This window comes from Mycolicibacterium smegmatis, assembly GCF_001457595.1.
Taxonomy (GTDB): Bacteria; Actinomycetota; Actinomycetes; order Mycobacteriales; family Mycobacteriaceae; genus Mycobacterium; species Mycobacterium smegmatis.
Genome location: NZ_LN831039.1, coordinates 3,087,902 through 3,100,266, shown reverse-complemented (window position 1 = coordinate 3,100,266; position 12,365 = coordinate 3,087,902). Strand labels below are relative to the sequence as shown.

General features: G+C 68.7%; 10 protein-coding genes. 3 read left to right on the top strand and 7 right to left on the bottom strand.

Translation table 11 applies throughout. The features are described from left to right. The first annotated feature begins 36 nt into the window (after window positions 1-36). Entirely contained in the window at window positions 37-1,590 is a 1,554-nt protein-coding gene (locus AT701_RS14910) for a PucR family transcriptional regulator (protein WP_011728731.1), read from the top strand. 4 nt (window positions 1,591-1,594) lie between these two features. Here the strand turns inward: AT701_RS14910 and AT701_RS14905 are convergent, their stop codons facing one another. From AT701_RS14905 to AT701_RS14895, 3 genes are read right to left on the bottom strand one after another with little or no spacing between them, the layout of a single operon-like run. Then, entirely contained in the window at window positions 1,595-2,461 is an 867-nt protein-coding gene (locus AT701_RS14905) for a polysaccharide deacetylase family protein (RefSeq protein ID WP_011728730.1), read from the bottom strand. Beyond that, window positions 2,458-3,591 carry an NADH:flavin oxidoreductase gene (locus AT701_RS14900; protein WP_011728729.1) on the bottom strand — a complete coding sequence of 378 codons (1,134 nt, stop codon included), beginning with the start codon at window positions 3,589-3,591 and terminating at the stop codon, window positions 2,458-2,460. The genes AT701_RS14905 and AT701_RS14900 overlap by 4 nt, the downstream gene beginning before the upstream one ends. Beyond that, window positions 3,588-4,199, bottom strand: a complete 612-nt coding sequence (locus tag AT701_RS14895) for a DUF1989 domain-containing protein (protein ID WP_223495559.1) — start codon at window positions 4,197-4,199, stop codon at window positions 3,588-3,590. The genes AT701_RS14900 and AT701_RS14895 overlap by 4 nt, the downstream gene beginning before the upstream one ends. Before the next feature lie 149 nt (window positions 4,200-4,348). Here AT701_RS14895 and AT701_RS14890 point away from each other — a divergent pair, with 149 nt between their 5' ends. Both AT701_RS14890 and AT701_RS14885 read left to right on the top strand, forming a co-directional pair. Continuing rightward, window positions 4,349-4,960, top strand: coding sequence for a flavin reductase family protein (locus tag AT701_RS14890; RefSeq protein ID WP_003894347.1), 612 nt, complete (start codon window positions 4,349-4,351; stop codon window positions 4,958-4,960). After that, window positions 4,960-6,381: an MFS transporter gene (locus tag AT701_RS14885; protein WP_058126116.1), complete on the top strand. Its 1,422-nt coding sequence runs from the start codon at window positions 4,960-4,962 to the stop codon at window positions 6,379-6,381. Before AT701_RS14890 ends, AT701_RS14885 begins: the two co-directional genes overlap by 1 nt. A 54-nt stretch (window positions 6,382-6,435) precedes the next feature. Here the strand turns inward: AT701_RS14885 and AT701_RS14880 are convergent, their stop codons facing one another. Genes AT701_RS14880 through secF form a run of 4 tightly spaced genes read right to left on the bottom strand, consistent with a single transcriptional unit; the run spans window position 6,436 to window position 12,364 of the window. Continuing rightward, the gene (locus AT701_RS14880; RefSeq protein WP_003894345.1) at window positions 6,436-8,829 is read right to left on the bottom strand and encodes a RelA/SpoT family protein; all 2,394 of its coding nucleotides are present in this window, start codon (window positions 8,827-8,829) and stop codon (window positions 6,436-6,438) included. A 43-nt stretch (window positions 8,830-8,872) separates the two neighbouring features. Beyond that, window positions 8,873-9,415: an adenine phosphoribosyltransferase gene (locus AT701_RS14875; protein ID WP_011728726.1), complete on the bottom strand. Its 543-nt coding sequence runs from the start codon at window positions 9,413-9,415 to the stop codon at window positions 8,873-8,875. Between the two features lie 7 nt (window positions 9,416-9,422). Next, entirely contained in the window at window positions 9,423-11,090 is a 1,668-nt protein-coding gene (locus AT701_RS14870; protein WP_058126115.1) for an ABC transporter substrate-binding protein, read from the bottom strand. Window positions 11,091-11,095: 5 nt separating this feature from the next. Beyond that, complete coding sequence (gene secF, locus AT701_RS14865) at window positions 11,096-12,364, bottom strand: protein translocase subunit SecF (RefSeq protein WP_011728724.1); 1,269 nt, start codon at window positions 12,362-12,364, stop codon at window positions 11,096-11,098. Between the last annotated feature and the right edge of the window lies 1 nt (window position 12,365).

Genomic DNA, 12,365 nt, shown 5'->3' with positions numbered 1-12,365 from the left:
CATGTTCGGCCAATCTGATTGGATGTACATACACCCATGTTGAGCCTCAGCGCACTCCTTGCCGACCCGACGCTGGAGTTGACCCTGCTGGTGCCCGGGTCGCCGGGAGCTGTCGACCGTGAGGTGCTGTGGCTGCACAACACCGAGCTGCCCGATCCGTCGCCGTACATCCGGGCCACCGAACTGGTGCTCACCAACGGACTGTGGCGCGGCACAGTCGATTCCACGATGTTCGTCGACGCGCTGCTGCGGGCCCGCGCGGCCGGGGTGGTCTTCGGACTGACCGAGCAGACACCGGCCGCGCCGGCCGATCTCGTCGAGGCCTGCAGTTCCGCCGAACTCCCACTGGCGACGGTGTCGATCGCGGTGCCGTTCACCGCGATCACCCAGGCCGCGGCGCGCATCCAGTCCGACGCGCGCCAGGCCGCGTTGTCGAAATTGGTGCGACGCGGCAACGCGTTGGCCAGCTCGATCGCGAGAGGCGGTGGCGCCGAGGGCATTCTGGACGTCCTGCGACGCGATCACGACCTTCCGCTGCTGGTGGTGGACCGCCTGGGCCGCAGGCTCGCGGGCGATATCGGCGACGACGAGGATGTCCAGGTCGCGGCCGACGCGCTCAACCGCCACCCGCCGCCGCTGGAAGTCGCACTGCCCAGCGGGGACACCGCGTCGGTGTACCTCGTCGAGGGCGCCATGGGCGACGTCGACGCCGGTCTGTTCTGCCTGCGTCCACTCCCCTCGCTCAAGCCCCTGGAACGCGACGCGCTGGATCAGGCGGCACGCTATCTGAGCCTGGAGGTCACCCGGCAGCAGGCGTTGCAGGCCATCGAGTCCCGGTTCTCCAGCGAGTTGCTCGAGATGGTGCTCTCAGGCGCGGCACGTGCCCGTGACGTGGCAGAAAGGTTGCGCGCCTTCGGCATCGACCCATCGTCCGCGCTGGCGGTGTACACGGTCGTGGTGGGCGACGGCGCGGTGCGCCCGCCCGGGTCGACCGACGAGATCGAGGACTTCTTCAACCGCCACAGCATCCCGGCCGTGGTGATCCCCGGCAGCCAGGACACCGTCGTGGTGTTCGGCTGGCACCGTGACATGACCGCACTGGTGGGTCTGGCCGAGGACCTGGTGCAGACGTTGACCGCGCGATTCCCCGCCGACCGGGCCGTGATCGGCGTCGGCGATCTCGCCGCCGACGCGAGCGCGTTGCGTGAACCCCTCATCCGGGCCAGGGAGACGTGTCACGTGCTGCGGCGTCGCACCACCGAACCCAAGGTCGGCACGTACGCCGACATCGGGACCCACCGCATGCTCCTGGGGCTGCACGACAGGTCGGTGTTGCGGCGCTTCGCCGACGACATCCTCGGACCGCTCGACCAGCACGACGAGCAGTACGGCACCGCGCTGGTGCGGACGTTGCGCACCTTCCTCGCCAACGACGGGCACTGGGCCAAGACCGCGACCGAGCTGTACGTCCACGTCAACACATTGCGCAACCGCATCGCCCGGATCAGCGAGCTCACCGGACGTGACGTCGCGCGGCTCGAAGACCGCGTCGACCTGTTCCTCGCACTGGAGGCCGACGCGCTCGGCTAGCGCATCACACCGGATAGGTATCGGCGTCCACGGTGGGCGGCACGAGCGTGCGCGGTGCGAGGTCGGGATCGCGGCGCACCGCGGCCGCGACGTCACCGCAGCGCGCGAACGTGACATCACCGCATTCCAGGGCGTATTCGATGAAGCGCCGCAGCGCCAGCATGCGACCGGGCCGTCCCGAGAGAAACGGGTGCATGCACACGTTGAACAGGCTGCGGTAGTGGCGCATACCGTCGAGTTCCGCGCGCCACATCTGTTCGACCTTGACCGGCGATTCGATCACCGATCCGATGTGCGGCTCCGGAAGGTACGCGTACTGCTCCCAGTCGTCGAGTGACCAGTGCACGGGAAGTTCGACGATGTCCCCTGCGGGCGTGGCGATCCGGTAGGGCCGGTCGTCGCCCATCAGTGACGAGTCGTAGCTCAGGCCGTACTCGGCGACCAGCGCCGGTGTCTGCCACGTGGCGCCCCACATCGCGGCGCGGTGGCCCGCGACCGTGATCCCCTGCGCGTCGAAAACCGCCAGCGCGCGCTCGAAGTCGGCCCGTTCCTCGGCCGCGGTCATACCGGCCGGCGACCGGTGGCTGTAGGAGTGGTGCGCGACCTCGTGGCCACGCTCGACGACCGACGCCGCCAGATGCGGCCGGTGCTCGGCGACCCAACCCGGGATGAAGAACGTGGCTCCGACGCCGAGATCGTCGAGCAGATCCAGGATCCGGGGCACGCCCACCTCGGGGCCGTACGCCTGATGCGACATCGTCATCAGGTTGTCGGCGTGGTGACGTCCCTCGGCGAGGATCGGGGTCTCGGCGTCGACGTCGAACGTCAGCGTCGCCACGGCGGCCGCACCGTGATGCCACGGCGCGCTCACCGCGGCACCCGTTCGCGGTGGCGGGCGGCCGTCCACGCGGCGGCGTTGACGATGGTCGCCATGGGCGAGAGCATGCCGTGGTCGAACCGCTCCAGTGGGGCTCCGGAGGAAACCCGCTGTGGCAGATCCGGATTGGCCAGCGCACCGCGCCCGATCGACAGCACGTCGGCGTGACCGCCGTCGAGCACGCCGGCCGCCTGCGTCGTGTCGTGCATCCCGCCGTTGGCGATGACGGGCAGACCGGTGACCTGGCGTGCCAGCGCCGTGATGGTGCGGCCGTCGTCGAGGCGGGCCCCGTCGATGAAATCGCGTCCCTCACTGGCGATGTGCAGGTAGTCGATCCCGGTTGCGGCCAGCGCGGTGAAGATCACCTCGGCGTCCTGTGCTCCCCCGGGCCACCGGTACTCGAAGTCGTTGACCTTGGTCTGAGACAGGCGCACACCCACCAGGAAATCCGCGCCCACCGCGGTGCGGACGGCCGCGGAGATCTGCGCGGCGAGGCGGATCCGGTGGGCGACGGTGCCGCCGTACTCATCGGTGCGGTGGTTGGTGTAGGTGGTGAGGAACTGGTCGAGCAGATACCCGTTGGCAGCGTGGATCTCGACGCCGTCGAACCCCGCGGCGCGGGCACGGACAGCGGCGTCGACGAAGCCCGCGATCGCGGCGTCGATGTCGGCGGCACTCATCTCACGCGGCGTGGGCCAGGTGCCCGCTCCGCCGTACTCTTCGAGCATCGTGCCGCGCGGTGCCACCGCCGACGGCGCGATGGTCTCCACGCCGTGGGAGTTCCCCTGCGACAACGCGCCCGCGTGCATGAGTTGCGCGACGATCGGCACGCCTGCGGCGTGTACGGCGTCGGTCACGGGCCGCCAACCGGCAGCGTGGGCGTCGGTGGCCAGTCCCGGCTGGTTGAGGTAGCCCTGGCTGTGGGTGGTGTCGGTGTAGGTGCCCTCGGTGATCACCAAACCGAAACCGCCGCGGGCGAATTCGGCGTAATAGCCGGCCATCGCGTCGGTCGGGGCGCCGTCGGCGGTCGCGGACACCCTGGTCATGGGCGCGACGGCGAATCGGTTGTCGAGCTTGAGGCCGCCGAGGCGTACGGAGGTCAGTGCGGGATGGGTGTTGGTCATGCGTTCACTTCTTTCGAGGTCGGGATGAGTTCGAGGGCCAGGTCGGTGACACGCTCGCCGTTGATGGCGTTGAGATCCATCGGGCACGCCGACACCACGACGACGCAGTCCATGTCGGCCTCGAACGTCACCGCGTCACCGGCTCGGCTCACCGCGGGCAGCCAGGACAGGTGCCCGCCGTCTGTCACCGGGATGTTCATGAAGATGTTGACCGGCTGCGGCACGACACCGACACCGACACCGATCCCGGCGAGCGCCTCACGCAGATTGTCGGCGCACGAGCGGTGTTCCGGGGCCCCGAGCAACCGGTAGCGCTCCCGGTCGCAGGCCGCGATGAGCATGTCGTGCACGCCCGGTGAGGTGTCGGCGACGAGTCTGAGGATCGGTCGCCGCCGGTTGGTGACGAAGTGCTCCCCGACCGCGGGGAACAGCCGGCCGGTGACCGTGCGGGTATGCGACGCACTCAGGTACTCGTCGGGATCCCCTGCCGCAAAAGCGAATACGTCCCCTACCTGAGCGCCTTCGACATCGATCACCCGGACGCGGTCACCTTTGTCCAGGACGACCGCGCGGCCCGTTCCCGCGGCCACCACGGTCGTCGTGTTCATCAACTCCATGACATCCATACAACGGACTTCGCGTCCGGCTCCCAATGTCGGAACATCCATCACATCCCCGGACCGAGTGGAGATATCTCCATACCTGGCGTGCCGGAACACACCTAGCGTTGCCGACCACCACCACGCAGAGGAGAACCATGCACTGCTCGGACATCACGGTCGTCGATGCCGGCGAGCTGACCACACGCAAGGCATTCGGGCTGCTGAAGGCGGCTGTCGTACCCCGCCCCGTCGCCTGGACATCGACCGTCAGCCCCGACGGGATTCCCAACCTCGCGCCGTTCAGTTTCTTCACGGTCGTGTCCTCGCAGCCGCCCATGGTGCTGTTGAGTGTCGAGTACCAACCCGACGGCCGGCTCAAGGACAGCGCCGCGAACATCGCCGCGACAGGGGAATTCGTGGTCAACATCGCTCCGGCCGCGATGGCACCCGCGGTCGATCTCACCAGCGCGCAGGTCGATCCGGCGGTCGACGAGTTCGCACTCGCGGGCCTGACCCCCGCGCCGTGCCGGCACGTGCGACCGCCGCGGATCGCCGAGACCCCGATCAGCCTGGAATGCCGCCTGCACACCACGGTGCAGCCCGGCAGTGACCGGTTGATCATCGGCGAGGTCGTCGCCTTCCACCTCGACTCGTCCGTGCTGGATCCCGCGGGACGGGTGAACACCGCCCTGCTCGATCCCGTCGCCCGAACCGCTGCCGATTTCGCCCGGCTGCAACCACTCACCACCCATCAACAGGAGATGTAGTGTCCGCACACCAGCCACACACCGTGTCCAGCCCCCGCCATGTACCCGGCCATGTACCCAGCCACGTACCCATAGACGACCGACCACTCACCGCGTTCCACAAGCGGCTCACCGTGTTCTCGGCGGGCGGGCCGTTCCTGGACGGCTTCGCCCTCACGATCATCGGCATCGCGCTGATCAGCATGGTGCCCGCGCTGGACATGAGCACTGTCGATGTGGGTCTGGTGGGCGCCTCGGCGCTGATCGGGATCTTCGTCGGCGGTCTGGTGTTCGGCTATGTCACCGATCGGGTCGGCCGCAAAGTCATGTACATCGCCGACCTCACCATGCTCGTCGTGGTGTCGATCGCATCGGCGTTCGCGACCGAGGTGTGGCAACTGGTCGCGCTGCGTTTCCTGCTCGGCGTGGCCATCGGCGCCGACTATCCCATCGCCAGTTCGCTGCTCGCGGAGTTCATCCCGAGCCGCTACCGTGGCCGGCTGCTGGGCGCACTGTTCGTCGTGTGGGCCGGAGGTGCCGCCGCTGCCGCCGGCGTGGGCTGGGCGCTGTCGACGATGGGCCCGGACGCCTGGCGGTGGATGCTGGCAAGTCCCGCGGTGTTCGGTGTCGTCACCCTGATGCTGCGGGCCGGAACTCCCGAATCGCCCAGGTGGCTGCTCAGCCGGGGGCGCACCGAGGAGGCGCAGCGCGTGTGCCGCAAGGTGTGGGGCAACGACGCCGACATCGCCATGATCCCGGCCGAACCCGCGCATACCCCGTTCACCGCGCTGTTCCGGGGGATCTACCTGCGCAGGGTGGTCTTCGTCGGGGTGTTCTTCACCGCCCACGTGATCCCGCTGTTCGCGGTGTACACGTTCGGCCCGGACATCCTGCGGGAGATGGGTGTCGGTGCACACGGCTCCCACCACGTGTACGTCGCGGAACTGGTGATCAGCCTGCTGTTCCTGGTCGGCGGGGTCCCCGGGCTGCTCCTGGTCGACAGGATCGGCCGAAAGCCCCTGCTGCTGTGGACCTTTGCCGTGATGAGCGCGGCGTTCATCGCGATGGCCGTGGTGCCGGGTGCGCCCGCGCAGATCCTGTTCGCACTGCTGGCGCTCTATGCCGTCACGTCCGGAGCCTGCAATTTCATCGAGATCATCTACCCCAACGAGCTTTTCCCCACGTCGGTGCGTGCGAGTGCCACGGGGACCGTCGTCGCGATCAGCCGCGTCGGTTCGGCGGTCAGCACCTTCGTGTTGCCGCTCGTGCTCAGCGGCACCGGACTCGGCGGGGTGATGTGGCTGCTCGCGGGGGTCAACGTCGTCGGCCTGCTGGTCACGCTCGTGCTCGGCGAGGAGACGCGCGGCCGCGCGTTGTCGGAGACCTCGGCCGCCACGCGTCTCACCGCACCGGACACCCGGTCGGCTCCCGTGGACGCATGACCATCGCGGCGCGTCGCCGCCGGCCCCGGCCGGCGGCGACGCCGAACCGCTCGATCAGGCCGCGCTGGTGACGCGGTACACGTCGTAGACGCCCTCGACGTTGCGCACGACGCTCAGCAGGTGGCCGAGGTGCTTCGGGTCGCCCATCTCGAACGTGAACCGGCTGATGGCCACCCGGTCGTTGGACGTGGTCACCGACGCCGACAGGATGTTCACCTTCTCGTCGGCAAGCACGCGCGTGACGTCGGAGAGCAGGCGGTGCCGGTCGAGCGCCTCGACCTGGATGGCGACCAGGAACACCGACGACGGCGACGGCGCCCAGTTCACCTCGATGATGCGTTCGGACTGCTGTTGCAGTGACTCGGCGTTGGTGCAGTCGGTGCGGTGCACGCTGACTCCCCCGCCGCGGGTGACGAAGCCCATGATGGTGTCACCCGGCACCGGGGTGCAGCATTTGGCCAGCTTGGTCAGCACGCCCGGGGCACCCGGCACCGCCACGCCCGTGTCGTCGTTGCTGCGCTGGCGCATCGGCATGGTCGCCGGGGTGGACCGCTCGGCGAGTTCGTCCTCGGCGGCGTCGTCGCCACCGAACTGCGCCAGCAGGCGTTGCACGACGTGCCGCGCCGACACATGGCCCTCGCCGACCGCGGTGTAGAGCGCCGAGACGTCCTGGTAGCGCAGCTCGCGGGCGAGTGCGCCCATGGTTTCGGCATTCATCAAGCGCTGCAACGGAAGTCCGCCGCGACGCACCTCGCGGGCGATGGCGTCCTTGCCGGATTCGAGCGCCTCCTCGCGGCGCTCCTTGGCGAACCACTGCCGGATCTTGGTCTTGGCCCGCGGCGACACCACGAAGCCCTGCCAGTCCCGCGACGGCCCGGCGTTGGGCGCCTTCGAGGTGAACACCTCGACCACCTCGCCGTTCTCGAGCTTGCGTTCCAGCGCCACGAGCCTGCCGTTGACCCGCGCGCCTATGCAGCGATGGCCCACCTCGGTGTGCACGGCGTAGGCGAAGTCGACGGGTGTGGATCCGGCGGGCAGCGTGATCACGTCACCCTTCGGCGTGAACACGAAGATCTCCTGCGTGGCGAGGTCGTAGCGCAGCGACTCCAGGAACTCACCGGGGTCGGCGGCCTCCCGCTGCCAGTCGAGCAGTTGCCGCATCCACGCCATGTCGTCGATCTCGGCCGCGGCGTGGCTGTGCGGAACACCGTTGCGGCCCTTGGCCTCCTTGTAACGCCAGTGCGCGGCGATGCCGTACTCGGCGGTGCGGTGCATCTCGCGGGTGCGGATCTGCACCTCGAGCGGTTTGCCCTCCGGGCCGACGACGGTGGTGTGCAGCGACTGGTACACGCCGTAGCGCGGCTGGGCGATGTAGTCCTTGAACCGCCCGGCCATGGGCTGCCACAGCGAGTGCACGACGCCCACCGCGGCGTAGCAGTCACGGATCTCGTCGCACAGGATCCGCACGCCGACCAGGTCATGGATGTCGTCGAAGTCGCGGCCCTTGACGATCATCTTCTGGTAGATGGACCAGTAGTGCTTGGGCCTGCCCTCGACCACCGCGTTGATCTTCATGGCGCTCAGCGCCACGCCGATCTCGGCGCGCACCTTCGCCAGATAGGTGTCACGCGACGGCGCCCGGTCGGCGACCAGCCGCACGATCTCCTCGTACTTCTTGGGGTGCAGGATCGCGAACGCGAGGTCCTCCAACTCCCATTTGACCGTCGCCATACCCAGGCGATGGGCAAGTGGGGCAATGACTTCCAGCGTCTCGCGGGCCTTGCGGGCCTGCTTCTCGGGCGGCAGGAACCGCATGGTGCGCATGTTGTGCAGCCGGTCGGCCACCTTGATCACCAGCACGCGTGGGTCGCGGGCCATCGCGATGATCATCTTGCGGATGGTCTCGCCCTCGGCCGCCGAACCCAGCACGACCTTGTCCAGCTTGGTCACACCGTCGACGAGGTGCCCGACCTCGCTGCCGAAGTCGGCGGTCAGCGCCTCCAGGCTGTAGCCCGTGTCCTCGACGGTGTCGTGCAGCAGCGCGGCCACCAGCGTGGTGGTGTCCATGCCGAGCTCGGCCAGGATGTTCGCGACCGCCAGCGGATGCGTGATGTAGGGGTCACCGGACTTGCGCAACTGGTCGGCGTGGCGTTTCTCGGCCACCTCGTAGGCCCGCTGCAACAGCTGCAGATCGGCCTTCGGGTAGATCTCGCGGTGCACGGCGACCAGCGGTTCGAGCACCGGGTTGATCGCACTGCGCTGCGCGGTCATCCTGCGCGCCAGCCGGGCGCGCACGCGACGCGAGGCGCTGATACGTGCGGTCTCCGACGACGTCGACGGAGCCGCCGGTGTGGTCGTCGGTGCCGTGCCGGACGGGGGTTTGGGCACGGTTTCGGGCACCGCGGGAGGAGACTGCACGGCCTGACCCTTGCCTGGCTCGTCGACCATGGTTGTCACCTCCTGCCCAGCAACCCGAATTCGAGGATATCCCTCAGATGATGTGCAGGCTTCGTACGCCCAATGGTGCCACCGCTTCGCGTCCGCGGAGGGCTTCGAGCTCGAGAACCACTCCGGCGCCGGTCACGTTGGCGCCACAGTCGCCGAGCAGCCTGGCCGCCGCGGCCAGCGTCCCGCCGGTGGCGAGCACATCGTCGATGATCACAACGTTGCGCCCGGCGATGTCAATTCCTTCGGCGGGGATCTCCAGGGTCGCCGTGCCGTACTCCAATTGGTACGTCGCTCCGTGGACCGGAGGCGGCAGCTTGCCGCCCTTGCGGACCGCCAGCACACCGGTGCCCAGCCGGGTGGCCACCGCCGCGCCCAGCAGGAAACCGCGCGCATCCAGACCCGCGACCAGATCCGCGCCCGAGGCGATGTCGGCCAGCGCGTCGGTGACCACGCGCAGACCGCGCGCATCGGCGAGAAGCGGCGTGAGGTCCTTGAACTGGATGCCCGGTTCGGGGAAGTCGGCGACCTCGCGGGTGAGCGTCGCGATCACCCGCGACACCTCGGCCGTGTCGTGGTGCTGGGTCATTTGAACGTCATTTCGACAACTTCCACCGGTCCATGTTCCAGCCCGCACCCCACCGGGTCGGGTTGCCGCTCACCGCGTACATCTTGTTGGACGTGAGCACCGTGCGCTGCTGGCGGTACAACGGCAGGGTGGGCACGTCGTTCCACAGGATCGGTGCGCCCTCACCCAGCAGTCGGGCCAGTTCCTTGGGGTCGGAGGTGACCGCGAGCGCGTCGATGATGCCGTCGATCCGCTCGTTGTTGTAGTTCGGCAGGTTGTTTCCGTTGCCGACGTGCAGGGTGTAGGCGTCGATCGCCGACGACCCCGACGAACCCGCGCCCGCAGCGCCTCCCGTGCTCGCGAGCAGTGCGTCGATCTCGTTGTTGCGCAGCGCGATCGGGCCCGCGGTCTCCGAGCCGGCGTCCTGCACCGTGATGCCCGCAGGCGCACAGGCTTTCGCGATGGCCCCGACGATCGCGGCGAGCCGCGCGTTCGGGGTCTGGTAGCCGATGCGGACCGTGAGCGGCCGGTTGTCGAGCGCGTCGCGGGCGGCGTCGGGGTTGGCGACGCTGAACCGGCCGCCTTCCGCGGCGCCCTCGGCCACGCTGAACGCATCCTCCGAGGCCGGGCTCAGCCGCGCGTTGGCGATCGGCATCTCGGCGTTGCGGGCGATCACGTCGCGCGGTGTGCACAGCGCCACCGCGCGACGGGCGTCAGGAGCACCGAGCGGGCCGCGCGGCGCGAAGATGAGCTGTTCGATGCCGGCCGACGGGGTGTCGGTGCTGACGTAGTCGTCGGGCAGGTTGAGCAGACCCGAAGAGCCCGTGGCGATGTCGACGACGTCGAACGATCCCTCGTTGACGCGTTCCTGGATGTCGGCGCCACGTGGCCACACGGTCACCTTGGGTGTGATGGCAGGCGTGCCCCACCACTTGTCGTTGGCGACGAGCACCACCGAGCCGTCCTCGGACACCGAGTCGAGCCGGTAGGGGCCCGACGACGGGAAGCGTTTGAGGTCGATGTCGGGCTTGAGGTCCCAGATCGTGTTCCACGCCTTGGCGATGTTCTCGATCGCGTTGAGATCGTTGTCGCGGAACGCCGTGACCACGCCGCCGTCGCCTAGGCCGAGTTCGTCGGCGATGACGTGCGACGGCATGAGCGACGTCGCGGCGAACAGGTAGCCGTAGTCGAGGAAACCGCGGTCCTGCGCGAACGACACCCTGGCGCGCTTCTGCCCGGGTTCGCAGTCCACCGAACCGATGTCGCGGTAACCGGCGCGGCTCGCGGAATCGAATCCGGGGAACCGCCCGGACTGCGCGGCCCAGGTGAGGACCATGTCGTCACACGTGATCGGTTTGCCGTCGGAGTACACGGCGTTGTCGTTGATGACGTAGTCGAGCACCAGCGGCGCGCGGCCCACCACCGACATCGTGCCGAAGTCGTGGTCGGCGACCACCTGGCCGTCGGGACCGTGGTAGGCGAAGCCGGTCAGGGTGCGGGCGAACGCCTGCGGCCCGCTCGAGGCGGCCCCGGCGACGGTGTTGGTGTTGTACGTCGTCAGCGTGCCGTCGACGGCGTAGTCGATCTCGCCGGCCGAGCCGCTGCCGCAGCTGGTGAGTCCCACGCCCGCCAGCAGCGACAGCACCGCCAGCACTACTGCGGCCCGCGCGCGGGCGGTGGCGCTCCGGTGAGCCATCCGGTCTACCGCCGGTTGGTCCGTTTACCCGACGGGCGACCGGTCCTGGCGCCGGACGGGCGGGCCGGCCGGGCGCCGGGAGCGGGCTTGGCTGCGGCGGGAGTCGAGCTCGCGGTGACGGTGTCGCCGCCGTCGGCTTCCTCCGACGCGTCGTCGGCGGCGGTCTTCACCGCGCCCTTGCCCGCCTGGCGACGGTTGAGCACCTTCTGGGTGTGCTTGCGCACCAGCTCGGTGCGTTCGCGCAGCGACACCAGCAGTGGCGTCGCGAAGTAGATCGACGAGTAGGTGCCCACGATGACGCCCACGAGCTGCACGAGCGCGAGGTCCATCAGCGTGCCGACGCCCAGCAGCCACACCGCGACGACCATCAGCGCGACGATCGGCAGCACCGAGATGAGGCTGGTGTTGATCGAACGCATGAACGTCTGGTTGACCGCGAGGTTGGCCTGTTCGGCGAAGGTCCTGCGGGTCGTGTGCTCGAAGCCGTGCGTGTTCTCCTCGACCTTGTCGAACACGATGACCGTGTCGTACAGCGAGAAGCCCAGGATCGTCAGCAGGCCGATCACCGTGGCCGGGGTGACCTCGAAGCCCACCAGCGAGTACACGCCCGCGGTCACCACGATGTCGAACACCATGGTCGCCAGCGCCGAGATCGCCATGTAGCGCTCGTAGCGCCACGTGATGTAGATCGCGGCGAGCACCAGGAACACCACGAGCGCGATCACCATCTTCTTGGTGATCTGACCGCCCCACGTCTCGGACACCGCCGAGTCGCTGATGACCTGCTTGCTGGGCTGTCCGTCGGCGCCCTTGGGCTGCAAGGTGTCGAACAGCGCGTTGCGCAGTTCCTCGGTTTCCTCGTTGGTGAGCGTCTCGGCGCGGATCTGCAGGGTGGCCGATCCGCCACTGCCGACGGTCACCACCGACTCCGGTGAGCGGCCGAGGGTCTGGTTGAAGACATCCTCGACCTGCTGCACGGTGATGGTCCCCTGCGCACCGGCCGCGGGCAGCGACACCTTGGTGCCGCCCTCGAAGTCGATGCCGAAGGTGAACCCGCGCAGCAGGATGCTGGCGAGCGAGATCACGACGATGATGCCGCTGACCGCGTACCAGAGCTTGCGCTTGCCGATGACCTCGAAAGCGCCGGTGCCCGTGTACAGCCGGACGAAGAACCCGTGCTTGGGCAGGGCGGCCGAATCGGCCGACGTCTCGATCGGCGTGGCCTCGACGGCGGTCGAGGTGGTGTCGTCGTCTTTTGTCTGTTTTGCGGCCATG